A 24582-nucleotide genomic window follows, 5' to 3' on the forward strand; every position below is an offset into this window, starting at 1 on the left:
CACCCACCGAGATCTACACTAGATCGCTCGTCGGCAGCGTCAGATGTGTATAAGAGACAGTCCCGGAGCCACCCATGGACATCGGCCTCGTCCTGCAGACCGACCCGCCCGCCCGCCTGCTCATCGACCGGATGATCCGCGCCGAGCAGGCCGGGTTCAGCCACGGCTGGACCTTCGACTCCTGCGTCCTGTGGCAGGAGCCCTTCGTCATCTACAGCCGGATCCTCGCCGAGACCGAGCGACTGACCGTCGGCCCGATGGTCACCAACCCCTCCACCCGCACCTGGGAGGTCACCGCCTCCCTGTTCGCCACCCTGAACGACATGTACGGCAACCGCACGGTCTGCGGGATCGGCCGCGGCGACTCCGCGATGCGGGTCGCCGGACGCCACCCCGCGACCCTCGCCCGGCTCTCCCAGGCGATGCACGCCATCAAGGAGTTGGCGGAGGGCCGCACCGTCGAGGTGGACGGCACCGAGATGCACCTGCCGTGGGTCGGCCCGGACACGTCGCTGCCGATCTGGATGGGTGCGTACGGTCCGAAGGCCCTCGCCCTCACCGGACGCCAAGCGGACGGATTCATCCTGCAGTTGGCCGACCCGTACCTCACCGAGTTCATGGTCAAGGCGGTGCGGGCCGCCGCCGTCGAGGCGGGCCGCGACCCCGACTCGGTCACCATCTGCGTGGCCGCCCCCGCCTACGTGACCGCCGACGACTCGCCCGCCGCGCTCGCCCACGCCCGGGAGCAGTGCCGCTGGTTCGGCGGGATGGTCGGCAACCACGTCGCCGACCTGGTCGAGCACTACGGCGAGCACTCCGACCTGGTGCCGGAGGCGCTCACCGACTACATCAAGGGCCGCCAGGGCTACGACTACAGCCACCACGGCCGGGCCGGGAACCCGGACACGACCTTCGTGCCGGACGAGATCGTGGACCGCTTCTGCCTGATCGGCCCGGCCGAGGTGCAGCGCGCCCGGCTGGCCGAACTCCGCTCGCTCGGCGTCGACCAGTTCGCCGTCTACGCCATGCACGACGCGATCGAGACCACCATCGACGCCTACGGAACGGACGTCATCCCCCACCTGTGATCCCGGAGGCCTCCGGCGCGCTCCGGTGAACTCCATTGATCCCGGGCGACCCCGGGCGATCTTCAGGTGATCCCAGTTGCAGCAGACGGGAGTTGCCCTTGCCCGACACCGCGACCATCAGCGGCAGACAGCGGCAGCACCCCGACGGCCGGGTCGAACTCGACCCGGCCGCCGGGGAGTTGCCTCCCAACGGATTCACCAGCGAGGACCTGCGGCCGGTCCCGGTGGCACGACGCACCTGGACCACGTACAACTTCCTCGCGCTCTGGGTCGGCATGGCCCACAACATCCCGTCCTGGACGCTGGCTTCGGGTCTGGTCGCGCTCGGCATGGACTGGAAGCAGGCGGTGCTGACCATCGCGCTCGCCAACGTCGTCGTGCTGGCGCCGATGCTGCTCACCGGGCACGCCGGCACCAAGTACGGCATCCCGTTCCCGGTGTTCGCCCGCGCCGCCTTCGGACTGCGCGGCGCCAACCTGCCCGCGCTGATACGAGCGGCGGTCGCCTGCGCCTGGTTCGGCATCCAGACCTGGATCGGCGGCGAGGGCATCTTCCTGCTGGCGGGCAAGCTGTTCGGCCAGTCCTGGAGCACCGCAGGGGAGTTGGGCGGCTACCCGTGGACCCAGTGGCTCTCGTTCCTGCTGTTCTGGCTGCTGGAGATGGCCATCATCGCCCGGGGGATGGAGGCGCTGCGGCGCTTCGAGAACTGGGCCGCGCCGTTCGTCATCGTCGGTGCGCTCGCACTGCTGGTCTGGATCACCGTCAAGGCGGGCGGGCTGGGCCCGCTGCTCGACCAGCCGTCCAAACTGGGGTGGGGCGGCGGGTTCTGGAAGGTCTTCTTCCCGTCGCTGATGGGCATGATCGGGTTCTGGTCCACCCTGGCGCTCAACATTCCGGACTTCACCCGCTTCGGCGGCAGCCAGCGGGCCCAGATCCGGGGCCAGGCGCTCGGCCTGCCGACGACGATGACGCTCTTCGCCCTCCTGTCCGTGCTGGTCACCTCCGGCTCCCAGGCCGTGTACGGCGAACCGGTGTGGGACCCGATCCGGCTCGCCGCGAAGATGGAGAGCCCGGTCGGCATCCTGTTCGCGCTGCTGACCGTCCTGGTCGCGACGCTGTCGGTGAACATCGCCGCCAACGTCGTCTCGCCAGCCTACGACCTGGCCAACCTGCTGCCCCGGTTCGTCAACTTCCGCACCGGGGCGCTGATCACGGGCGTGGTCGGGATCGCCATCTTCCCGTGGCGGCTGATCGCCGACCCGCACGTCTACATCTTCACCTGGCTGGGCGTGGTCGGCGGCCTGCTCGGCACCGTCGCCGGCGTCCTGATCGCCGACTACTGGCTGCTGCGGGGCACCCGCCTGCAACTGGCCGAGCTCTACCGACCGGGCGGGGCGTACTGGTACACCGGCGGGTGGAACTGGCGGGCCGTCGCGGCACTGCTGGTGGGCGGTCTGCTCGCGGTGGGCGGCTCGTACTCCACCGTCGACGCCCACGGCGCGAAGCAGGGGCCGTTCCCGGCGGACGGCCTGATCCCCTTCCTCAAGCCGCTGGCCGACTACGGCTGGGCGGTCGGCCTGGCGGCGGCTTCGCTGGTGTACGTCGGGCTGGGGGCGGCGGGAGCGGGGCGGCGCCGGAGCGGGGGTGGGCGCGGGTGACGGCGAGCAGGTGACCGGCGGCGGCTCACGGGCTACCGCTGACGGATGACAGCTGACAGATGTTGAAATCTGTCAGCTGTTATCTGTCGGCTGTCATCCGTCAGCTGTCGTCCGTTCGCTGTTCTCTGTTCCCGGTTCGTCGTCCGCCATCGCCGATCACCCCGCCGCGGCGTGCCGTTCGACGGCGGCGAGCACCTTGCTGGTGCCGTCCTCGGTAGCGAGGGTGGCGGCGACGGCCCGGGCGCGGGCGCGGTGGTGCGGGGTGTCCAGGGCGCGGCGGATGGCGGATGCGAGATGGGCCGGGGTGAGGCTGCGGAGGGGGACGGGGCCGGGGGAGACGCCGAGGGCGGCCAGCCGGGCGGACCAGAAGGGGGCGTCCAGTTGGGCGGGGACGGGGATGGTGGGCACCCCGGCGCGGAGGGTGGCGGCGGTGGTGCCCGCGCCCGCGTGGTGGACCACGGCGGCGGTGTGCGGGAACAGCCAGTCGTGCGGGGCGTCGCCGATGGTCAGGACGGTCTCCGAGTCCTCGGCCGCCAGCCCGCTCCAGCCCGACTGCAGGATGACGCGCACCCGGGCGGCACGGGCGGCCGCGAGCACGGCGGCGGTGAGCCGCTCGGGATCGGGGACGACGAGGCTGCCGAAGCCGACGAAGACCGGTGGCGGTCCGGCGGAGAGGAAGTCGAGCAACCGGGCCGGGGGCTGCCAGTCCGGCTGCTCCGGCGGCCACCAGTAGCCCGCCACGTCCAGCCGGGGGTGCCAGTCGGCCGGCCGGGGCACGACCGTCGGGGAGAAGCCGTGCAGGACGGGTTGGGTGCGGCGGGCCCGGGCGATGCCGCGCGGCGGCAGGCCGAGCCGGCGGCGCAGTGCGCGGACGGCGGGCGCGAACAGTCGGTCGGTCGCGGCCTGGACGGCGTGCCCGGCGAGCAGGTTGCCGGGCCGGGAGAGCGACCGGGTGCCGGTGACGGCGGGTGCGAACTCCCGGGTGGGGGCCATGGGTTGGAGGAACAGTCCGAGGGTGGGCAGGCCGGCCGCCTCGGCGGCGACCTGGCCGAGCGCGCTGGTGGTGCTGGTGGTCAGCAGCAGGTCGGTGCCGAGGGCGACGGCCGCCACGATGCCGTCACCGAGTGCGGGCATGAACCTCCGGCCAAGACGCAGGAGTTGGAGGACCTCCCCCGGGCCGCTGCCGGCCCGCAGCAGCCGCCGCCCCTGCTCGGAGGCGAGTTCGGCGCGCGGGTCGACCGGCAGCGGGCGGAACTCCAGCCCGGACGCCCGGACGGACTCCGCGAAGGTCGCGTGCGTGGCGACGGCCACCTGATGGCCGGCCTCCCGGAGGCGGACCCCGAGCCCGGTGAAGGGGGCCACATCGCCCCGGGAGCCGGCGGTGGCGATCAGGATGCGCATGGCCGCAGTATTCCGGCGCGCAGGGCCGGCGGGAAGGACGCCACGCGCGGTCGGGAGGGAGGGCGGTGGCCGGTTTCGGACGCTGTGCCCGGTGGCGTCGGGGTTGCGCGTCTGGCCTGGGTGCCGGTCCAGGGCGCCGGGGCCGGGTGTCGGGACTGGGTGTCGCGGCCGGGGTCGGAACCGGGCGACGGACGGTGGCGTCCTTCCGGGCAGAGCGGACGGGACGGGGCCGTCGCGCCGAGTACGGGAGGGAAGACGGATGGGCATCGTCGCGTGGATCGTGCTGGGCCTGCTGGCGGGAGCGCTGGCCAAGCTGCTGCTGCCGGGGAAGGACCCTGGAGGCCTGATCGTGACCACCCTGATCGGCATCGCCGGCTCCTTCGTCGGCGGCTGGATCGCCTCGCACTTCATGCACCGGTCGATCACGGCGCACTTCTTCGACGGGGCGACCTGGGTGTCGGCGATCGGCGGTGCCCTGGTGCTGCTGATCCTCTACCGGCTGCTGTTCGGCAAGTCGCGCCGTTGACAGGTGGGTTAGCCTGCCGTTCGGCGCCGCTGTTCGGTGGCCGGTTCGTGCCGGTCGTCCCGGGCGCCGGAAACCATGTGGCGCCCTCCGGCGTCCTTGGGACCGGACCCGGTGTTCTCGACGGGGCCGTCACGCCGATGACGCGAGGGGCGACGGATGAGCTGGATGGCGTGGATCGTACTGGGCTTGGTGGCGGGGACCTTGGCCAGGATGGTGCTGCCGGGGAAGGGTGAGCGCGGCCTGATCGGGACCACCCTGATCGGCATCGCCGGCTCCTACGTCGGCACCTGGATCGTCTCGCACTGGATGCACGGGTCGGTGAAGGTGAGCTTCCTCGACCTGACGACCTGGGTGTCGGCGATCGGCGGCGCGGTGGTGCTGCTGTTCCTCTACGGCGTGCTCCAGCGCATCGTCCGGCGCTGACCGGCCGCCTCCTCAGGCCGCCCCCGCCGGCCGCCGCCGGCTGTCACTCCGCGGACGCCGCCGTCCCGGCGGCCCAGTCCGGCAGCTCCTCCCGGGCGGCGAGCCAGGCGGGCGGGACCTCGGTGAGCCCGGTGCGGGCGGCCACCACCCCGGCGGCGATGGCGCAGGTGGTGTCCTTGTCGCCCCAGCCCTCCAGGGTGTGCCAGAGGGCCTCGGGCAGTGAGTCCAGGTGCCCGGCGGCGGACCAGAGGGCGAACGGGACGGTGTCCGGGGCGGAGATCAGCACTCCGGAACCGAGCACGGTGGCGGCCTGCCGGATGCTGGTGTGCTCGGGCAGCCGGGCGGCGATCCGCAGACCGGAGCGGACGTCGCTCACCGGCAGCCGTCCGGCGATCTCGGTCAGCAACTCGGCCCGGCCGGGGGCGCTTTCACCGCGGCTCCGGACGGCGAGCGCGGCCGCGAGGGCGACCGCCACCGCGCCGATCACCGCCTCCGGGTGGAAGTGCGTGGTGAGCGCCTGGAGTTCGGCCTGCCTGGCCACCTCGTCCAGGTCGTTCGCGAACCAGGCCCCCAGCGGGGCGACCCGCATCGCGGCGCCGTTCCCGTACGAGCCCTGGCCCTCGAACTGGCCCGAGGTGATGGCGCGCCAGTCCCCGCCCGCCCCGATCCCGCGCAGCACCCGGTGCATCGACGGGCCGTACTTGCGTCCGTACTCGCGCGCGTACTCCGCGGCGAACTCCTGGGCCAGCGCGTCCTGGTGGACCTCGCCCCGGGCGGTCAGGTGGCGCACCAGCACGAGGGTCATCGCGGTGTCGTCGGTCCAGTGCCAGGGGGCGGGGCGGACCAGGCGCGCGGCGAGGGCACTGGGCGCCTCGTCCACCGGGACCGAGAACCAGCGGTCGCCGAAGGCGTCGCCGAGGGCGAGCCCCTGCAGACTGTCCAGGACCGGGTCGGCCGCGCGCATGTCATCCTCCAGGTGAGATCAACTGTGCACGGCAGTCTGCCGGAGGGGCGGGGCACCGGCCACCGGATTTCGCCCCGGTCGCCGGCGCCCCGCCCACTGCGTCTTCGGCACTGCCTCTTCGGCACGGTGCCTTCGTCACTGCGCCTGGGTCACTGCGTCTTCGTCACTGCGCCTTGGTCACTTGGCCTTCAGGCCGCCGAGGACGAGCTTCCAGACGGCCTCGAAGCGGTCGTCGGTGCCCGGGACGGACCAGGTGGGCGCGTAGGCCGGGTTGTGGAACGGGGCGGTGGCGTCGAAGACGGCGCGGGCGGTGTTGAGGAAGTGGGTGAGCTTGAACTCCTTGCCGTCCACGCCGTCCTGGATGATCTGCGCGATCTGGCCGACCAGCGTGTCGATGTGCGCGTCGACGGTGGCGCTGTTCTCCTCGACCAGCACCATGTAGGTCGCGAACAGCTCCGGGTCGTCGAGCGCCTTCCGCCGCTTGGCCGCGAACAGCGTCGTGAGCCAGCGGTGCAGCCGCTCCGCGGCGTGGCCGCCCTCGGTGGAGATGGCCGCGAGCTCGTGGTGCGCCTGGTCGAGCCAACGCTGGGTGACCGCCTCGCGCAGCGCGGCCTTGCTCGGGAAGTGGCGGTAGACGCTGCTGTGGCTGACGCCGAGGATGCGGGCGACGTCCACGACGGTGGCCTTGGCCGGCCCGAACCGCCGGAGGACGTCCTCCGCCGCGATGAGGATCTGCTCGGCGGTGAGTGTGGTGTCCGTGGTCACGGCGTGGTCCGTCCTTAGGGTCGTTCGGTCGGGTGGTGCTGCCTTCCGGACAGGCAGGCGAGTCGGGCTGCCGGGGCCGCTCGGCGGGAGCGGCCCCGGGGCCGCCCGGCCGGGTTGCTCAGCGCTCGCTGTCCAGGTGGGCCATCTGCGCGGCAGCGTACCGGTCACCTGCGGCGGCGCCGGCGGGGACGGCCGCCTCGATGGCGGCGAGGTCCGCCGCGGTCAGCGTGACGTCCAGGGCGCCGAGGGCCTCGGTCAGGCGCTCCCGGCGGCGGGCGCCGACCAGCGGGACGACGTCCTGCCCGCGCGAGGCCACCCAGGCGATGGCCACCTGGGCGACACTCGCGTCCTTGGCGGCGGCGATCGTGCGCAGCGCCTCGACCAGTGCGAGGTTGTGGGCGAGGTTCTCGCCCTGGAAGCGCGGGCTGCGGCTGCGGAAGTCGGTGCCGGTGAGGGTGCGTTCCTGGTTCCAGTGGCCGCTCAGCAGGCCGCGGGAGAGCACGCCGTACGCGGTGATGCCGATGCCGAGTTCGCGGGCGGTGGGGAGGACGCTGGCCTCGATCGAGCGGGTGAGCAGGGAGTACTCGATCTGCAGGTCGCTGATCGGGTGGACGGCGGCGGCGCGGCGCAAGGTGTCGGCGCCGACCTCGGAGAGGCCGATGTGACGGACGTAGCCGCCCTTCACCAGGTCGGCGATGGCCCCGACGGTCTCCTCGATCGGGACCTTCGGGTCGAGGCGGGCCGGGCGGTAGATGTCGACGTGGTCGGTGCGCAGGCGGCGCAGGGTGTAGGTGAGCGCCGTCTTGGTGGCGGCGGGGCTCGCGTCGTAGCCGAGCCACTGGCCGTCCGGGCCGCGCTGGGCTCCGAACTTCACGCTGATCTGCACGTTCTCGCGGTCGCGGCCGCGCAGCGCCTCGTGGATGAGCAGTTCGTTGTGGCCCATGCCGTAGAAGTCGCCGGTGTCAAGCAGGGTGATCCCCGCGTCGAGGGCGGCGTGGATGGTGGCGATGCTCTCGGCCTCGTCGGCCGGGCCGTACATGTCGGACATGCCCATGCAGCCGAGGCCGAGGGCCGAGGTGACGGGGCCGGCGGCGCCGAGGCGGCGCTGGGCGGGGCGGGTGGTCGAGGACATGGGGACTCCAAGGACCGGGGGGGGCGCGGCGCCGGGGGTGCCGGCGGGGCGCGGGCAGGGTGGCCCGGGTGTCACTATGGCACGACAGCGAACAGATTTCAAAATCTGTTCGCTGTCGTCTGTTATCTGAAAGTTGAAATCTGTCGATTGTCATCTGTTAGGGCCGCTGGCGGCGCGCCGGGTGGCGCGCTGGGCGGCTGGTCGGGCAACTGGTCGGGCGGTGCGCAGGGCAGCCGGCCGACGGCCGTCAGTCGGCGACCCGGCTGCGGTTCTCGTACGCGAGGTCCGTGTACTCGGGGTGCCTGAGCATCCAGCCCTTGATGAACGGGCAGGTCGCCAGGACGGGCAGGTCACGGGCGCGGGCGTCGTCCAGGGCGGCGCGGGCGAGCGCGCTGCCGATGCCCTGCCCCTCGAAGGCGGGCTCGACCACGGTGTGCGGGTAGACCACCAGGTGGTCGCTGCGCAGGTATTCGGCGAAGCCCGCCAACCGGCCGTCCACCCGGGCCTCGAAACGGCTCTGGTCTTCCACGTCGCGTACCGAGAGGGTCATCACAGGTCCTCACTGCTGGAGAGTCGGGGCCGGGACCGGCCCCGGTCCATCATCGGGCGGCCGGGGCCGTCCCGCCCAGCGGCTCGGCCGCGCCGCCCGGCCCCGGCGTTCCGGTCACGCCGTCGCCCGTTCCTCGTGCGGTGTGAGCTCCCTGCGCGGGGCCCAGTCCTCGTGGCCGCCCGGGGAGCGCAGCAGGTAGGCCCGGGCGGGCGGCAGGTTGCGCCACACCGTGCGCTCGCCCAGCCCGTACGCCGCCTCGAACCGCCGCAACAGCCGCACCACCTCCCGGTGTCGGGCACCCCGCCGGGGCCCCGAGGTGAGGGTACGGGCCGCCGTCGTGCCGAGGTACCCGAAGTAGGTCAGCTCGCCGCCGGGGGCCAGCAGCCGCAGGTACAGGTCGAGGATGTCGCGGACCTGCGCGGGCGTGAAGTTGGTGAACGGCAGCCCGGACACGATCACGTCGTACCGCTCCCCGGGCTCCCCGGGTTCCTGGGGATCTCCGGGTTCCTCGGGCTCTTCGGACAGCCGCTCGACCCGGCAGGCCGACAGTCGCAGCCCGACGCCCGGGCGGCGCGCGGCCAGGACCGGGTCCTCCCGCAGCCGCTCGGCGAACCGCGGATTCGCCTCCACGACGTGCAACCTGTCGCCAGGGCGCAGCACTTGGGCGAGACGCCGGGTCACCACGCCGGTGCCGGCGCCGACCTCCAGCACCGAGATCGGACGGTCCGGGCGGCTGGTGACCGGCACCACCAGGGCGTTCACCAGAGCGGTGCCGCTCGGAGCCAGCGCGCCGGTGTCCCGGAACGTGCGCAGGGCCTCGGCGAGGAACAGCAGGTGGTCCCCGCCGCCCTGGGATGGTGAACTGTCCTGCGGTGTACGGGAGTCGGGGCGGTGGCGGAGCTGTTCGTTCGTCATGCCGTCGACGCTAGGCAGCCCGGGAGCGCCGCGAATCGGCCGGTCAGCGGCGCCGAGCCCCGACGAAAGTCGAGGGTGCGGGTACCCGGAAGACAGAGGCGCGCCGGAACCGGCCGCCCCTAGCATCGAGCCCGACAGATCGAACGACAGGCGGAGCGAGGGGAGGAGGAGCCCGATGCGCACCACCCCGATGCCCAGGATCCCGATGCGCAGGATCCCGCTCGACTGGTACGGCCCCGACCACCGGCCCTGGACCGACACCTTGCTGCTGCTGGGCCTGCTCGGCCTCACCGCCGAGGAGGCCCTGTACCAGTGGCTGCACTCCGACGGTCCGTTGCGCGTGCCGCGGACGGTGGCGGCCGCGCTCGCCTCGCTCTCGCTGCTGTTCGCACGCCGCTACCCCGTCGCCTCCGCCGTGCTGCCGGTGCTCACCGGCGGGCTGCTCAACCGGGCCTTCCCCGGCCTGTTCAGCGTCTTCCACCTCGCCCACCTCGGCCGGACCGGCGCGGCCGTCGCGGGCGGCGCGGTCATCGCGGTGGTCAGCGCGACCGGCGCGGAGACGCTGGTCGGCTGGGCCGGTACCACCGGATCCCAACTCCTCGTCCAGGCCGCCACCCTGTCCTTCGGCCTGTGGCTGCACGGCAGACGGGTCCTGATCCGCACCCTGCACCAACAGGTCGACGCGCTGCGCCGTGAGCGCGAACTGCGCGCCGATCAGGCCAGGGCCGCCGAACGCGGCCGAATCGCACGGGAGATGCACGACGTGCTGGCCCACCGACTCAGCCTGCTGGTGCTGCACGCCGGGGTGCTGCGCGACCAGGCCCGGGCCGGTACCGTCGCCGCCGACCAGGAACGCCTCACCCACCGCCTCGAACTGCTGCGCACCACCGCCGCCCGCTCGCTCGACGACCTGCGGGACGTCCTGGGAGCGCTGCGCGCCGACCCACCGGCCGAAGGCGCCCGAGCCGCCGGGGCCGAGCCCCCGGTGCCCGCCGGGGCCGCCCGGGTCCCGGCGCCCGCCCTGCGCGACCTCACCGAACTCGTCGGCGAGGCCACCCAGGCCGGTCAGCAGATCGAACTGGCCCTCGCCGGAGACTCGGAGACCGTCCCGACCACCCACCGGCTGGCCGTGCACCGCCTGGTTCAGGAGGCGTTGACCAACGCCCGCAAGTACGCGCCCGCCGCGCCCGTCACCGTCCGGGTCGGCTACGGGGCACCGGAGACCACCGTCGAGGTGCGCAACGGCCCGGGCGCGGCGCCGCCGGACGAGCCGGTCAGCGGTGGCGGGTACGGTCTGGTGGGGCTGCGCGAGAGGGTCACCGCGCTCGGCGGTCACCTCGACGCGGGCCCGGACGGCAGCGGCGGCTTCCGGCTCTCCGCCCGGTTACCCGCGTCCGAGCGCGTGCCGCTGCCGGTTCCGGAACCCGGACCGGTTCCGGAACCGGTGCCTGCACCCGTCCCGGAGCCGGCGCTCGTCCGTACCGACAGACCGCCCCCACGGCCGAAGGACGCCACATGATCCGAACGATGGTGGTCGACGACGACGCACTGGTCCGCCTCGGCCTGGTCGACCTGCTCGCCCAGGACCCGGCGCTCACCGTGGTCGCCGAGGCGGCCGACGGGCTGCAGGCCGTCGAACTCGCCGGGAGCCGGCGGATCGACGTCGTGCTGATGGACATCCGGATGCCCCGGCTCGACGGCATCGCCGCGACCCGGCGCCTGCGCGAACTGCCGGACGCCCCGAGGGTCATCGCGCTCACCACCTTCGACCTGGACGAGTACGTGTACCAGGCGCTCGCCGCCGGGGCCGACGGCTTTCTGCTCAAGGACACCCCGCCCGCCGAGATCGCCCGGGCCGTGCACGTCGTCGCGGGCGGCCAGGGGATGCTGCACCCGGCGGCGGCGCGACGCCTGATCGACCGGTACCACCGGGTCGGTGCTCCCCGGTCGGTCGCCGCCCGCGGCCGGGTCGCCGGGCTCACCCCGCGCGAGACCGACGTCCTGCGCGAACTCGCCGACGGGCTCTCCAACGCCGAGATCGCGGGCGTGCTGGGGATGCGCGAGAGCACGGTCAAGGCGCACGTCAGCCGGATCCTGACCGCGCTCGGCGTCGGCAACCGGGTCCAGGCCGCATTGCTGGCGCGCGATGCGGGGTTGGTCGGGGACGGCGGCTGAGAGCCGCGGTTCCGTCCGTCCTACCCGGTGGCGGTGCACGGCAGTACACGGCGGTGCACGTCGGGGCTCGTCGGGGCATCCCACCGGCCCGTGTCCACGCGGGTGTTCCCCGGAGGCTCCCCCGGAGTCAGGCCGGGCCGAGGGCCGGACTTCCCTGAGCCGTCGCGTGCTCCCGGTTCGTACCGCGTGCTGAGCCGATGTCACCCATCCGGCGTGGAATTGCCGTGCCTTGGCGGTTTGCGCTGCCGAACTGGGGCGGTGGGTCCATGGTGGAGATGGGCGCGATCCGGCGACCGCGCCCGCGCGCCGATCCAGGCCCGCGTGCCGTGCGCCCGTCGCCGTTCCCCGACGGGTGTCCGAGGTCGGGTCCGGTACCGGCACGTTGGGAGCAGGGCCACCTCGCAGGAAACCGAACGGTTCTTCTAGGCTCACATCTCGGCTTCCCTGCGGTGGTTCGGCCACCGCGCCCACCGCAAGGAGGCCGCCGTCCACGGGGCTCCGGGCGGACCGGGGCCACCGGATCGAGCGAGGAGGACGCAATGCCAAGCATGCCGCCCAGCCGTTCCACCACACTTGGGCCAGACGGGCCGCAGGGGCGGGCCGCCGGTCATCCCGGCCGACCTGTGCGGTCCGGCCGGGCCTGGTACCCGGGCGGGAGCGGGCGGCCGGTCCGGCCGCTGAATACCGGCGGCGGCCGCGGAGGCGAGCGTTGAGTCCCCAGATCGTCGGGTCGCCCGCCGCACCGGGTGCCGCCGCAGAACCCGACCGGGCCCAGGTCTCCGTCCCGGCCGCCACTGACGGCGAGGCCCTCGCCACAGCCGCCACCACCGCCACCACCGCCACCACCGCCACCACCGCCACTGCCGCTGCCGCTGCCGCTGCGAACGCTGCCGCTGCGAACGCCATCGTGGCGAAGAGTCCCACCCTGAAGACGTCCACCGTGCAGACGTCCACTGCGAAGACGCCCAACGTGCAGACGTCCACCGCGAAGGCGCTCACGGCGAGAGCGACGGCTGCCCCCGCCGCGAACGCACCGGTCACCGCGGCGCTGACCGGTCTGCCGCAGGCGCTCAGTGCCCGCGCCCGTACCCTCGCCGGCGCCGTCCGACGCCGCTGCGCCGACCTGGCCCGGATCGAGTCGCCCAGCGGCGACGCCTCCCGACTCGACGCCCTCGCCGAGGAGTTGGCCGCCGGCTTCCGGGCCACCGGCGCCACTGCCCGTCGCGAACCCGGTCCGGCGGGAGACCACCTCGTCCTGGAGTGGGAGGGGCGGGACGAGTCCCTGCCGCACCTGCTGATCGTCGGCCACCATGACACCGTCTGGCCGGTCGGCACCCTGGCGGACTGGCCGGTCACCGAGGAGGACGGCCGGCTCACCGGCCCCGGCGTGGTCGACATGAAGGGTGGACTCGCCATCCTGGAGGGCGCGTTGGCGCTGCTCGCCGACCTGGGGGAGCGGCCGCACCGGAGCGTTCGCCTGGTCGTGGTCTCCGACGAGGAGGTCGGCAGCCCGGACGGGCGGCGCCTGGTCGAGCGCCAACTGCGCGGCGCCGTCGCCGTACTGGGCCTCGAACCGCCGCACCCCGACGGCCGGTTGAAGACCGCGCGGCGCGGCAGCACCCGGGTCCGGCTCACCGTGACCGGGCGCGAGGCGCACGCGGGCAACGACGCCCACGACGGGGTGTCGGCGGTCGACGAGCTGGTGGACCAGCTGGTCCTCGTCCGCGGCCTGGCCGGCCAGCCGGGCACCGAGCTCAACGCCGGCCGGATCAGCGGCGGTTCGCGCGCCAACGTGGTCGCGGGCCGAGCCGAGGCCGAACTCGGCCTGCGGTTCTCCACCGCCGAGGCGCAGCGCCGTACGCTCGACCACCTGGCCCGGCTCACCGCGCTGCGCCCGGGTGCCAGGGTGCGGACGGAGGTGCTGTCCAGCCGTCCGGCATGGCCCGAGCGGACCGGCAATCCGCTGCTGCGGCACGTGCGTTCGCTCGCTGCGGTGCTCGGGCAGCCGCTGGACGGTGCCCCGGCGGGCGGGGCGGGGGACACCAACCTGCCGGGCTCCCGTGGGCTTCCGACCCTGGACGGCTTCGGCGCCGTGGGTGCCGGCGCCCACGCCCGGCACGAGCACATCCGGCTGGACCAGATCGGCCCCCGGGTCGCCCTGCTGGCCGCGCTTCTCGCCGTACCGCTGCCGCGGCTGCGTGACCGCGCGGAGGGGTGAGGGGCGAGAGGGCGACGGGCGGCAGCCGGCGGATGACACGAGCCGGATGACATCCGCCGGATGACGGCAAACGGGTAACAGATGACAGCTGACAGATTTCGAAATCTGTCAGCTGTCATCTGTTACCCGTCTCCGCGCCTTGCCATCCCTCCGCCCCGCCGCGCAGAATGGTACCGACCGAACGGTCAGTCGGTTGAATGATCGGCCGGGCCGGACACGGCAGTGACACGAGAGGTGACCGTGGTGACAGCAGAGGTGGCCGAGGCGGTCCCCGCGCAGACGCCGGAGGACCGGTTCGAGGCGGTCGTCGCCGCCGAGCAGCGGATCGAGCCCAGGGACTGGATGCCCGACGCCTACCGGGCCACCCTGATCCGCCAGATCGCCCAGCACGCCCACTCCGAGATCATCGGCATGCAGCCCGAGGGCAACTGGCTCACCCGGGCCCCGTCGCTGCGCCGCAAGGCCATCCTGCTCGCCAAGGCCCAGGACGAGGCCGGCCACGGCCTCTACCTCTACGCCGCCGCCGAGACCCTGGGCATCGACCGCGCCGAGCTCACCGAGAAGCTGATCTCCGGCCGCCAGAAGTACTCCTCGATCTTCAACTACCCGACCCTCACCTTCGCCGACGTCGGCGTGATCGGCTGGCTGGTGGACGGCGCGGCGATCTGCAACCAGGTCCCGCTCTGCCGCTGCAGCTACGGCCCGTACGCCCGCGCGATGGTGCGGATCTGCAAGGAGGAGTCCTTCCACCAGCGCCAGGGCTACGAGCTCCTGATGACGCTGATGCGCGGCACCGAGGCCCAGCGCCGGATGGTCCAGGACGCCGTGGACCGCTGGTGGTGGCCGTCGCTGATGATGTTCGGCCCCTCGGACGCCGAGTCGCCGAACTCCGCCCGTTCGATGGCCTGGCGGATCAAGCGGCACAGCAACGACGAGCTGCGCCGGCGCTTCGTCGACATGACCGTCCCGCAGGCCGAGCACCTGGGCGTCACGCTCCCCGACCCCGAACTGCGCTGGAACGAGGAGCGCGGTGGCTGGGACTTCGGCGAGCCGGACTGGTCCGAGCTGAACCGGGTCATCCGCGGCCAGGGCCCCTGCAACACCCAGCGGATCGAACGCCGCCGCGCCGCCCACGAGGACGGCGCCTGGGTCCGCGAGGCGGCCGTCGCCTACGCGGCCAAGCGCGCCGCCGAGCAGCACGCCGTCGCCGCCGGGCAGCAGACCGAAACCGCCGGGCAGCAGGCCGACGCCGTCGAGCAGCACGCCACCGAACAGGAGAACGGAAAGTGACCGAGTCCAAGGCCGGATGGCCGCTGTACGAGGTGTTCGTGCGCCCCCGGCGCGGGCTGAACCACGTCCACGTCGGCTCGCTGCACGCGGCCGACGACCGGATGGCCCTGCTCGCCGCCCGCGACCTCTACACCCGCCGCAACGAGGGCGTCAGCCTCTGGGTGGTCCGCTCGGACGCGATCACCGCCTCCACCCCGGACGAGCGCGACCCCTTCTTCGAGCCCAGCGGCGACAAGGTCTACCGCCACCCGACCTTCTACGACATCCCCGAGGATGTCCCGCACATCTGACGGGGGAACCGCCATGCACGACCACACCGCCACCGCCGGCGCCGACCAGGACGACCACGTCTACCTCAGCCTCGCCGAGGCCACCCCCGGCCCCGAGGGCGAGGGCCGCTGGGCGTACGGGACGGGCTTCGCCGACCCGCTGCTCGGCGTGGACACCGCCCTGCCCGCCGGTCTGGACGGCGCCGACCTCGCCGCCTACTGCCTGATGCTGGGCGACGACGCCCTGGTCCTCGCCCAGCGGCTGATCGAGTGGTGCACCCGGGCGCCGGAGCTGGAGGAGGAGGTCGCGCTGGCCAACCTCGGCCTCGACCTGCTCGGCCAGTCCCGCCTGCTGCTCACCCGGGCCGGCCAGGCGGACGGCTCCGGCCGTACCGAGGACGACCTGGCGTACTGGCGCGAGGACCACGAGTTCCGCAACGTCCGGCTGGTGGAGACGCCGAACGGCGACTTCGCCCACACGATCGCCCGGCTGCTGCTGTTCGCCACCGCGCGCGGCGCCCTGTACGAGGCGCTGAGCGCGCACCCCGACCCGGTGCTGGCGTCGGTCGCCGCCCGGGGCGTCAAGGAGCTGGCGTACCACCGCGAGTACGCCACCGCGTGGACGCTGCGCCTCGGCGACGGCACCCCGTACTCCGCCGAGCGGATGCAGGCCGGGCTGGACGCCGTCTGGCCGCTGCTGGAGGAGCTGTTCACGGCGCACCCGGTGGAGCTGCGGGTGGGCGTCGACCCGGCGACCCTGCGCGAGCCGGTGCTGAAGTCGCTCGCCGCCGTCCTCGCCGAGGCCGGGCTGGCCGTGCCGGACGTACCGCCGCTGGCCACCGTCCTCGGCCGGGCCGGGCGGGACGGCGTGCACACCGAGGCCCTGGGCCCGCTGCTCGCCGAACTCCAGGTGGTGGCCCGCGCACACCCGGGGGCGACGTGGTGACGGGCGATGTGGCGGAGACCGGCACGGTGGCGACCGGCGTAGTGGCGACTGGCACGGTGGCGGGCGACACGGCCGCGGAGCCGGTCGGCCCGACCACCCGCGACCTGGCCTGGGCGGTCGCCGCGGCCGTCCCGGACCCGGAGCTGCCCATGCTCACCCTGGCCGACCTGGGCGTGCTGTCCGGGGTCGACGTGGACGGCGGCAGCGGGGCGGTCACCGCCTGGCTGACCCCGACCTACTCGGGTTGCCCGGCCGTCGCCGAGATGGCCGCCGACGTGGACCGCCGGCTACGCGCGGCCGGGTACCCGGACGTCCGGGTGCGGCTGCGGCTGGACCCGCCGTGGTCCACCGACCTGATCACCGAGTCGGGCCGCCGCAAGCTCGCCGAGGCCGGCATCGCCCCGCCGCGCCCGACCTCCGCCGTCGGGTCGGCCGGACCGGTCCCGCTCATCCTCGGCCCGACCCGCGCCGAGCCCGGGTCGCACGCCGGGGCTGCCGCCCGCCCCGGGGCAGCGCCCCCCGTGCCCTGCCCGCAGTGCGGTGCCACGGAGACGGAGGAACTGTCCCGCTTCGGTTCCACCGCCTGCAAGGCGCTCTGGCGCTGCCGCGCCTGCCGGGAGCCCTTCGAACGCGTCAAGGAGATCTGAATGCCCGCCGCTTCCGCCGCCGACACCCAGGGCACCGGCATCCGCCCCGCCCGCCGCCCCACCTTCCACCGGCTGCGGATCGACCGGGTGGAGCGGCTCTGCGAGGACGCCGTGGCGGTGACCTTCGCGGTGCCGGACGGGCTGGCGGAGGAGTACGCCTTCCGCCCCGGGCAGACCCTGACGCTGCGCAAGCTGGTGGACGGTGCCGACGAGCGCCGCTCGTACTCGATCTGCGCCCCCGTCGGCGGCCCGCTGCGGATCGCCGTCCGGGAGGTGCCCGGCGGGCTGTTCTCGCGCTGGCTGGTCCGCGAGGCCCGGCCCGGCGAGGAGGTGGAGGTCCTGACGCCCTCGGGCCTGTTCACCCCCGAACTCGGCGTCGTGGCCGACCACGTGCTGCTCGCGGCCGGCTCCGGCATCACCCCGATGCTGTCGATCGCCGGCTCCGTGCTGGCCGCCGACCGCCGCTCCACCGTGACCCTGCTCTACGGCAACCGCCGCAGCGACACCGTGATGTTCGCGGACGAGCTGGCGGACCTCAAGGACCGCTACCTCGGCCGCTTCCAGCTGGTCCACGTGCTCTCCCGGGAGACCAGGGACGCCGAACTGCTCAGCGGTCGCCTGGACCCGGAGCGGGTGCGGGCGCTGCTGGCGGCGCTGGTGGACGTCGAGAGCGTCGGGCACTGGTGGCTGTGCGGCCCGTTCGGAATGGTCGCCGGGGCGAAGGAGCTCCTGGCCGAGCTGGACGTCCCGGGCGAGCGCGTGCACCAGGAGCTGTTCCACGCCGAGGACGAGCCGCTCCCGGAGCGCGACGAGGACTGGGACCGGACGGACCGCGACGCCGCGTCGGACGGCGACGCCGCGTCGGACGGCGACGCCGCATCGCACGGCGCGCGCAGCGAGGTCACCGTCGTCCTCGACGGCCGCGGCAGCACCCTCTCCCTGCCGTGCGACCGCTCGATCCTGGACGGCGCCCAGCGCTCCCGCCCCGATCTGCCGTTCGCCTGCAAGGGCGGGGTCTGCGGCACCTGCCGTGCCCTGGTCACCGAGGGCGAGGTGGAGATGCGCCGCAACTTCGCGCTGGAGGAGAAGGAGCTGGCCGCCGGCTACGTCCTCACCTGCCAGGCCCGGCCGCTCACCGACCGGGTGACCGTCGACTACGACCGCTGAGCCGCCCCGGCCGTGACCGCCCTCGCCGCCGCCCCGCTCCCGGACCGGCCCAGCCGCCTGGGACCTGCGGCTTGCCCGGGCGGTTGGCCCGGAGGGGATTACGGCATCGCGGGGACGGGCGCCGTCGCCGGGGCCCCGAGGAGCTTGACCAGGTTGTTGACGGCCGCACGCCCGGCCCGGTTGGCGCCGACGGTGCTGGCGGAGGGGCCGTAGCCGACCAGGTGGACGCGCGGATCGGCGGTGGCCCGGGTGCCGGTGAGCGCGATGCCGCCGCCGGGGGAGCGCAGGCCGAGCGGGGCGAGGTGGCCGACCTCGGGCCGGAAGCCGGTGGCCCACACGATCGCGTCCACCGCCAGCTCCTCGTCGCCCCAGGCGACCCCGTGCTCGGTGAGGCGGTCGAACATCGGCCGGCGGTGCAGCGCGCCCAACTCCTCGGCGCGCCGGTAGGCGACGGACGGGCCGAGCCCGGTCACGCTCACCACGCTTCGCACCGGCAGGCCCTGCCGGACCCGCTCCTCGACCTTGGCGACCACCGCGCGCCCGTACTCGGGGGTGAACGGTCCGTCGTGGTAGACGGGTTCGGAGCGGGTGACCCAGACCGTCCGGCCGACCGCCGCCACCTCCGACAGCACCTGGATCGCCGAGGCGCCGCCGCCCACCACCACGACGCGCTTGCCGGCGAACTCCTCGGGGCCGCGGTAGTCGGCGTAGTGCAGCTGGCGGCCGGCGTAGTGGCCCGGGTAGTGCGGGAGGAACGGGCGGGTCCAGGTGCCGGTGGCGTTGATCAGCGCGCGGGTGGACCAGGTGCCGCGGTCGGTCTCGACCAGCAGCCGGGAGTCCGGGTGCTCGGACTCGGCGCGTACGGCGCGGACCGCGACGGGGCGTACGACCGGGAGCGCGTGCCGGGCCTCGTACGCCGCGAAGTACCCCGGCACCACCTCGCGGGCGGGGGCCTCGGGGTCGGCCGGCGGGAGTTCGGCGTCCGGGAGGTCGTGGAAGCCGTGCACGGTGGCCATCCGCAGCGACGGGGAGCGGTGCGCCCAGGCGCCGCCGGGCGCGGGAGCGGCGTCGAGCACGACGAAGCCGCCGTCGGCGTCCTCCCGGTAGGGGGCGAAGCCGCGGCGGCGCAGGTGGTAGGCGGCGGACAGGCCCGCCTGCCCGGCGCCCACCACCAGGACGTCCACGCGCTGCGGCGCGCTGTTCGTTGCACCGTAAACAGTCACGCCGATGAAACATCTGGGGCCAGGTGACTGTTCCCCGTCGTTCAGGCGATCGGGGAGATCACCGCGGCGGTGCCGTAGGCGCAGACCTCGGTGCCGACGTCGGCCGCCTCCGTCACGTCGAAGCGCATCATCAGGACGGCGTTGCCGCCGCGCGCCTTGGTCTGCTCGACCAGCCGCTGCATCGCCTCGTTGCGGCTCTCGACCAGGGTCTTCGTCAGACCGCGCAGCTCGCCGCCGATCAGCGACTTCAGACCGGCACCGATCTGGCTGCCGATGTGGCGGCTGCGGACGGTCAGCCCGAAGACCTCGCCGATCACGTGGTCGACCCGGAAACCGGGGATGTCATTGGTGGTCACGACCAGGACGTCGGCGTTCGGGCCCTGCCCGCCGCCGTACTCGTTGATGTCAGCCATGGGGCTCATCCTGCCAATGTCGTGCGTCCGAGTGACCGAGGCCGGGCCGGGCGATGGCCGAGAAGGCGCCCGGAAGCTGGTCCGGACCGGTGATCGGGCGGCCGAAAAGCCGTACCGTAGCCCCATGGGCGAGCGAAGCGATCATCCACAGGGGCCGGGCGCGGCGGAGGACTCCGGTGCGCAGGAGATCGAGGCGACGGTGGTGCTGGGCCTGCGGATCAGTGACTGGCCGGCCCTGCGCGCGGCCGCGATCAGGGCCGTAGAGGAAATGGACTTCGAGGGCATCGACCCGGCAGGTCAGCGCCGCGAACTGCTGCGCGAGGTCGCCGAGGACGCCAACGCGGCGCTCGGCGCGCTGCTGCACCCGGACCGGCTGGTGGCCGCGATCCCCGGCGTCGAGGCGATCGGCGGCACCCTGGAGATCAGCGTCACGGAGGACTTCACACCGGACTTCGCCGACCTGTTCCCGCTGGAGTCCGAGGACGAGGACGGCGGCGCGGGCGCGGACTGGACGCTCACCCCGCGCACCGCCTGCCTCCTCCACGCCCAGCTGCTCGGCCTCGCCGACGCCGCCTACGACGACCTCGACGAGCACGGGGACGAGCCGGTCGTCGACGGCGAGGACACGGACTGGACGGTCTTCGCCCGGCTGCCCCAGCGCACCTGGCGGATGCACCGGGGCTGGCGCCGCACGATGGCCCGGGCCTTCGACGACCTGGCCGACGACCTCGCGCTCGGCGAGTGGCCGCTGCCGCGCTGCCTGGCCGAGGAGATCGCGCTGCGGATGGCCCTGGTGGACGCCCGGGTGCTGCTCGGCGCGCAGCCCGAGTCGGTGGCGGACATGATGGGCGACCTTCCGGCCGACCTCTACGACTACGACTGGGACGGCTGCCACGACGAGCTGTTCGGGGTCTTCGGGCCGGACGAGGGCGATCCGGAGCTGGCCGCGGAGCAGCGGACGGAGATGCTGCTGGCGGCCACCCACCCCGAGGGCTGGTTCCTGATGTACGAGGATGCGGAGGAGCGGGACCCGCAGCGCGGCTACCGGCGCTGACCGGGCGTCGGGGCGTCGGGGCGTCGGGGCGTCCGCGGGGCGTCGGGGTGCTGCGGCCGGACGGGCCCCGTCGGTGGCGGGCGGGGCGGGGCTGGCATGCTGGACGGGTGACTTCTCCGTTCGATGACCCGGCTTCCGTCTCCCCGGCTTCCGCTTCTCCGGCTTCCGCCTCTCCGTCCGACGTTGCTCCCGGCTCCGGCACCGGTTCCGACTCCGACTCCGATGCCGGTTCCGGTTCCGGCGCCGTCGTCTCCCCGGCCGCCGAGGAGCGCGACGCGCGACCGCAGTACGTGCTGCCGCTGGTCGTCCGGGTGGAGCGGGCCACCCCGCCCGGGCGGACGGACGCGCTGGAGACGTCGGCGCGGGCGGTGCTGACCCTGCTGGCCGACCCGCGGGTGACCGAGGCGGACGGCGAGTGGGCGGAGCGGGTCGCGGCCTGGGAGGACGCCCGGATCCGCAAGGTGGTCCGCCGGGCCCGGGGCGGGGAGTGGCGCCGGGCGGGCGAGCTGCCGGGGGTCACGGTGCAGGGGCGGGAGGCGGAGGTGCGGGTGTTCCCGCCGATTCCGCTGGACGGCTGGCCGAAGGAGCTCGCCAAGCTGCAGGTCTCCGGGACGGACCTGGAGGAGACGGCCGAGGCCGGCGCGCCCGAGCCGGGGGTGCCGGTGCTGTGGCTCAATCCGGAGCTGGAGATGAGCGCGGGCAAGACGATGGCGCAGACCGGGCACGCCGCCCAGCTGGCGTGGTGGCGGCTGGAGGAGGCGGAGCGCAAGGAGTGGGCCGAGTCCGGCTTCGCGCTGGCCGTGCGGACGGCCTCGCCGGAGGCGTGGGAGGAGCTCGTCCGCAGCGGACTGCCGGTGGTCCAGGACGCGGGCTTCACGGAGATCGCGCCGGGCAGCTGCACGGTGATCGCGGAGCACCCGGCGCTGCGGTGACCGGCGCAGGGGACGAGTGACGGCTGACAGGTAACAGGTAACGGATAACAGATGACAGCGGACAGATTTTGAAATCTGTCCGCTGTCATCTGTTGCCCGTCATCCGTCAGTCGTCATCTGTTGCTCGTCATCGGCTACCCACCCGAAACCTCGTACCGTCGCAGCGCCCGCAAGCCGCCGCAGACCGCGAGCGCCGCCCAAGCCGCCATGATCAGCAGTCCGGTCCAGTGCCCGTAGTGGACGCCAGGCTCGGGCTGGGTGCGCATCGCGTACAGCCCGGCCCGGTCGGGCAGGAACTGGCCGGCCTCGCGGACGCCGGGGATGGCGGACAGCAAGGTGGTGCCGAGGAAGAGCATCGGGGTCAGCAGGCCGAGCGCGGCGGTGAGGTTGCCCAGCATCGCGGTCAGTCCGAGGCAGAGCAGCACCAGCATCGGGTGGTACAGCACGCCGGCCAGGAAGCTGCGGGTCAGGCCCGGGGTGGACGGGTCGAGGCCGACGGTGGCGCCGACGGTCAGGAACGACCCCGCCGTGGAGGCCAGCCCGAGCAGCAGGCCCAGCCCGGCGCCGAGCGCGAGCTTGGCGCCGTACAGCCGGCCGCGGCGCGGGACGGCGGTGAGCGAGCCGCCGATCATGCGGGTGTTGAACTCCTGCCCGATGAGCAGGATTCCGATGCAGGCCACGGCGACGTGGCCGAAGTTGAGCCCGTAGTAGATCCCGCCGGTCGGGTCCTCGCCGGGGGTGTGGTCCTTCGTCCCGTAGGCGGCGTTGACGGCCGCGGTGACGCCGACGGTCAGTGCCAGAGCGACCAGTGGGGTCGCCCACTGCGAGGGCAGCGTGGTGAACTTGACCCGCTCGGCGCGCAGGGCGGCAGCCGTCCCGCTCATCGTCTCTCCCAACTTTCGTTCTTGCACGATTACTTGGTGCGCTGGACGGCGCGCAGGCCGCCGTACGCCGCCAGGGCCGTCCAGAGCACCAGGATGAGCAGCCCGGTCCAGTGGCCGTAGTCGACCTGCGGGTCGTCGACGTACCGCAGTGCGTACTGGCCGGCCCGGTCGGGCAGGAACTGGACCACCCGGCGGACCCCGGGTACGCCGCTGAGCAGCGGCGAGAGCAGGAAGACCGTCGGGACCAGCAGTCCCATGGCGGCGGTGAGGTTGCCCAGCAGGGCGGTCGCCCCGAGGCAGAGCACCACCAGCAGCACCTGGTAGAGCACGCCGGCGATGACGCTGCGGGCGAGGGCCGGTCCGTCCCAGGCGCCGGGGACGTTGGCCGCGTACCCGGCGAGGGCGCCCGCCGTGCCGAGGCCGCCGACCAGCAGTCCGACCAGCGCGCCCATCGCCAGCTTGGCGCCGTACAGCCGGCTGCGCAGCGGCACGGCGGTGAGCGACACGTCGATCATGCGGGTGTTGAACTCCTGGCCGATCAGCAGGATGCCGAAGCACACCAGCGCGGCCTGGCCGAAGTTGAGCCCGTAGAAGACGCCGACGCTGGGGTCGTCGATGAGATTGTGATCCGCGCCCTTCAGGATCGCGCCGGTGAGGGTGGTGACCCCGGCGGTGAGCAGGAGCGCGAGCAGCGGGGTGATCCAGAGCGAGCGGAGGGTGGTGAGCTTGATCAGTTCGGCGCGAAGGGCGTTGACGGTGGGGGTCGGGGTGCTCATGCGGTGGCCTCCGCCCGGTACTCGACGCTGTCGGCGGTCATCCGCATGAACGCGTCCTCCAGCGAGTCCTGTTGCACGGCGATCTCGTACAGCACCACGCCGTTGGCGGCGGCGAGCGCGGCGATCCGCTCGGGCTCGGCGCCGCTCACCTCCCAGGCGCCGCCGTCGACTTCGGTGGCGTCGAGGCCGTGGCCGGTGCCGCGGAGCAGGGCGGCGAGTTTGGTCGGGTCGACGGCCCGGACCCGGACCCGGGTGCGGCCGTGGCGGTCGATGAACTCGGAGGTGGCGGCGTCGGCGAGCAGCCGGCCGCGCCCGATCACCACCAAGTGGTCGGCGGTGAGGGACATTTCGGTCATCAGGTGGGAGGAGACCAGCACCGCCCGTCCCTCGGCGGCCAGTTCGCGCAGCAGGGTGCGGATCCACCGGATGCCCTCCGGGTCCAGGCCGTTCACCGGCTCGTCCAGCATCAGGACCGGAGGGTCTCCGAGCAGCGCGGCGGCCACCCCGAGGCGCTGGCGCATGCCGAGCGAGAACTTGCGGATCCGGCGCCCGGCCGCTTCGGTGAGGCCGACCTGGGCGAGCACCTCGTCGACCCGGCGCGCCGGCAGTCCGTTGCTCGCGGCGAGCCAGCGCAGATGGCCGTGCGCCGTGCGCCCGCCGTGCAGGGCCTGGGCGTCCAGCAGCGCGCCGACCTGGCGTAGCGGGTCGGCGAGTTCGGTGTACGGGCGGCCGCCGACCAGGGCGCGTCCGGCGGTCGGGCGGTCGAGGCCGAGGACCAGGCGCATGGTGGTGCTCTTGCCGGCGCCGTTCGGGCCGAGGAAGCCGGTGACCACGCCGGGTCGGACCTCGAAGGACAGGTCGTCGACGGCGCGCCGGTCGTCGTACTCCTTGGTCAGGCCCTGGATCTCGATCACGGTCGCCTTCCCCTCATCTCGTCGGTCGGTGGACTGCGTTGACGGCTCCATTCGACCGGAGGGGCCCGCTCCGGCGGATCCCGCCGGGGCGGGGAAGCGCCTCCCTCCCGGGAGGGAGACCGCCGGCGACCGGCGCGGGATCCCGGGAGCCGCGCCGGCCTGGCAGGATGGCCCAATGCCCAAGATCACGGCGCGCAGGAACGCGGCGCGCAGGAATACGGTGCCCGGAGCCGCGGTGCCCGGAGCTGCGTT

At 73.8% G+C, this 24582-nt stretch carries 25 protein-coding genes; 14 read left to right on the top strand and 11 right to left on the bottom strand.

Going from position 1 to position 24582, the window contains the following annotated elements; translation table 11 throughout:
• Positions 1–74: 74 nt before the first annotated feature.
• A complete protein-coding gene (locus OP86_RS00005) occupies positions 75–1088 on the top strand; it encodes a TIGR03842 family LLM class F420-dependent oxidoreductase (RefSeq protein WP_030254523.1) in 1014 nt (337 codons plus the stop codon).
• Positions 1089–1186: 98 nt separating this feature from the next.
• Positions 1187–2746 (top strand): NCS1 family nucleobase:cation symporter-1, encoded by a 1560-nt coding sequence (locus tag OP86_RS00010; protein WP_234434729.1) that lies wholly within the window; start codon positions 1187–1189, stop codon positions 2744–2746.
• A gap of 156 nt (positions 2747–2902) precedes the next feature.
• Here OP86_RS00010 and OP86_RS00015 read toward each other — a convergent pair whose 3' ends face one another.
• The gene (locus OP86_RS00015; RefSeq protein ID WP_030254520.1) at positions 2903–4147 is read right to left on the bottom strand and encodes a glycosyltransferase; all 1245 of its coding nucleotides are present in this window, start codon (positions 4145–4147) and stop codon (positions 2903–2905) included.
• Between the two features lie 259 nt (positions 4148–4406).
• Here OP86_RS00015 and OP86_RS00020 point away from each other — a divergent pair, with 259 nt between their 5' ends.
• The gene (locus tag OP86_RS00020; protein ID WP_030056300.1) at positions 4407–4673 is read left to right on the top strand and encodes a GlsB/YeaQ/YmgE family stress response membrane protein; all 267 of its coding nucleotides are present in this window, start codon (positions 4407–4409) and stop codon (positions 4671–4673) included.
• 156 nt (positions 4674–4829) lie between these two features.
• Positions 4830–5096, top strand: coding sequence for a GlsB/YeaQ/YmgE family stress response membrane protein (locus OP86_RS00025; protein WP_030056301.1), 267 nt, complete (start codon positions 4830–4832; stop codon positions 5094–5096).
• Between the two features lie 43 nt (positions 5097–5139).
• Here OP86_RS00025 and OP86_RS00030 read toward each other — a convergent pair whose 3' ends face one another.
• The 5 genes from OP86_RS00030 to OP86_RS00050 form a co-directional block, all read right to left on the bottom strand.
• Positions 5140–6060, bottom strand: coding sequence for an ADP-ribosylglycohydrolase family protein (locus tag OP86_RS00030; protein WP_030056302.1), 921 nt, complete (start codon positions 6058–6060; stop codon positions 5140–5142).
• A gap of 177 nt (positions 6061–6237) precedes the next feature.
• Complete coding sequence (locus OP86_RS00035; RefSeq protein ID WP_030056303.1) at positions 6238–6825, bottom strand: TetR/AcrR family transcriptional regulator; 588 nt, start codon at positions 6823–6825, stop codon at positions 6238–6240.
• A 118-nt stretch (positions 6826–6943) separates the two neighbouring features.
• Positions 6944–7957: an aldo/keto reductase gene (locus tag OP86_RS00040; RefSeq protein ID WP_030254518.1), complete on the bottom strand. Its 1014-nt coding sequence runs from the start codon at positions 7955–7957 to the stop codon at positions 6944–6946.
• A gap of 247 nt (positions 7958–8204) precedes the next feature.
• The gene (locus tag OP86_RS00045) at positions 8205–8507 is read right to left on the bottom strand and encodes a GNAT family N-acetyltransferase (protein ID WP_030056304.1); all 303 of its coding nucleotides are present in this window, start codon (positions 8505–8507) and stop codon (positions 8205–8207) included.
• 114 nt (positions 8508–8621) lie between these two features.
• On the bottom strand, positions 8622–9422 hold the full coding sequence (locus OP86_RS00050) for a class I SAM-dependent methyltransferase (RefSeq protein ID WP_078588329.1): 801 nt from the start codon (positions 9420–9422) through the stop codon (positions 8622–8624).
• Between the two features lie 175 nt (positions 9423–9597).
• Between OP86_RS00050 and OP86_RS00055 the strand changes: the two genes are divergently transcribed.
• The 8 genes from OP86_RS00055 to paaE all read left to right on the top strand — a co-directional run bounded on the left by OP86_RS00055 (position 9598) and on the right by paaE (position 18134).
• The gene (locus tag OP86_RS00055; protein WP_051829485.1) at positions 9598–10941 is read left to right on the top strand and encodes a sensor histidine kinase; all 1344 of its coding nucleotides are present in this window, start codon (positions 9598–9600) and stop codon (positions 10939–10941) included.
• Complete coding sequence (locus OP86_RS00060; protein ID WP_030056307.1) at positions 10938–11597, top strand: response regulator; 660 nt, start codon at positions 10938–10940, stop codon at positions 11595–11597. The genes OP86_RS00055 and OP86_RS00060 overlap by 4 nt, the downstream gene beginning before the upstream one ends.
• A 709-nt stretch (positions 11598–12306) precedes the next feature.
• Positions 12307–13815, top strand: a complete 1509-nt coding sequence (locus OP86_RS00065) for a M20 family metallopeptidase (RefSeq protein ID WP_199815133.1) — start codon at positions 12307–12309, stop codon at positions 13813–13815.
• Between the two features lie 243 nt (positions 13816–14058).
• On the top strand, positions 14059–15105 hold the full coding sequence (gene paaA / locus OP86_RS00070) for a 1,2-phenylacetyl-CoA epoxidase subunit PaaA (RefSeq protein WP_418952571.1): 1047 nt from the start codon (positions 14059–14061) through the stop codon (positions 15103–15105).
• Positions 15102–15395: a 1,2-phenylacetyl-CoA epoxidase subunit PaaB gene (paaB, locus tag OP86_RS00075; RefSeq protein WP_030056311.1), complete on the top strand. Its 294-nt coding sequence runs from the start codon at positions 15102–15104 to the stop codon at positions 15393–15395. Before paaA ends, paaB begins: the two co-directional genes overlap by 4 nt.
• Before the next feature lie 13 nt (positions 15396–15408).
• Entirely contained in the window at positions 15409–16320 is a 912-nt protein-coding gene (gene paaC / locus OP86_RS00080; RefSeq protein WP_051829486.1) for a 1,2-phenylacetyl-CoA epoxidase subunit PaaC, read from the top strand.
• Between the two features lie 56 nt (positions 16321–16376).
• Positions 16377–16967 (top strand): 1,2-phenylacetyl-CoA epoxidase subunit PaaD, encoded by a 591-nt coding sequence (gene paaD / locus OP86_RS00085; protein WP_267883096.1) that lies wholly within the window; start codon positions 16377–16379, stop codon positions 16965–16967.
• Positions 16968–18134, top strand: a complete 1167-nt coding sequence (paaE, locus tag OP86_RS00090; RefSeq protein ID WP_051829487.1) for a 1,2-phenylacetyl-CoA epoxidase subunit PaaE — start codon at positions 16968–16970, stop codon at positions 18132–18134.
• Positions 18135–18232: 98 nt separating this feature from the next.
• Here paaE and OP86_RS00095 read toward each other — a convergent pair whose 3' ends face one another.
• Together OP86_RS00095 and OP86_RS00100 are read right to left on the bottom strand one after the other, a co-directional pair.
• Positions 18233–19357: an NAD(P)-binding domain-containing protein gene (locus OP86_RS00095; RefSeq protein WP_030056315.1), complete on the bottom strand. Its 1125-nt coding sequence runs from the start codon at positions 19355–19357 to the stop codon at positions 18233–18235.
• Positions 19358–19398: 41 nt separating this feature from the next.
• Positions 19399–19770 carry a YbjQ family protein gene (locus OP86_RS00100; RefSeq protein ID WP_030056316.1) on the bottom strand — a complete coding sequence of 124 codons (372 nt, stop codon included), beginning with the start codon at positions 19768–19770 and terminating at the stop codon, positions 19399–19401.
• 124 nt (positions 19771–19894) lie between these two features.
• On the opposite strand from OP86_RS00100, the gene OP86_RS33180 reads away from it, so the two are divergent.
• Positions 19895–20824, top strand: coding sequence for a hypothetical protein (locus tag OP86_RS33180; protein WP_051863555.1), 930 nt, complete (start codon positions 19895–19897; stop codon positions 20822–20824).
• Positions 20825–20931: 107 nt separating this feature from the next.
• Complete coding sequence (locus OP86_RS00110; protein WP_051829489.1) at positions 20932–21756, top strand: aminoacyl-tRNA hydrolase; 825 nt, start codon at positions 20932–20934, stop codon at positions 21754–21756.
• 134 nt (positions 21757–21890) lie between these two features.
• Here the strand turns inward: OP86_RS00110 and OP86_RS00115 are convergent, their stop codons facing one another.
• The 3 genes from OP86_RS00115 to OP86_RS00125 are packed head-to-tail and all read right to left on the bottom strand — an operon-like array spanning position 21891 to position 24330.
• Positions 21891–22640, bottom strand: coding sequence for an ABC transporter permease (locus OP86_RS00115; RefSeq protein ID WP_030254502.1), 750 nt, complete (start codon positions 22638–22640; stop codon positions 21891–21893).
• 29 nt (positions 22641–22669) lie between these two features.
• Positions 22670–23416 carry an ABC transporter permease gene (locus OP86_RS33185; protein WP_030056320.1) on the bottom strand — a complete coding sequence of 249 codons (747 nt, stop codon included), beginning with the start codon at positions 23414–23416 and terminating at the stop codon, positions 22670–22672.
• Entirely contained in the window at positions 23413–24330 is a 918-nt protein-coding gene (locus OP86_RS00125) for an ABC transporter ATP-binding protein (protein WP_030056321.1), read from the bottom strand. Before OP86_RS00125 ends, OP86_RS33185 begins: the two co-directional genes overlap by 4 nt.
• Positions 24331–24582 lie beyond the last annotated feature (252 nt).

The sequence above is a fragment of the Streptomyces novaecaesareae genome, from assembly GCF_000716875.1.
GTDB classification, from domain to species: Bacteria; Actinomycetota; Actinomycetes; order Streptomycetales; family Streptomycetaceae; genus Kitasatospora; species Kitasatospora novaecaesareae.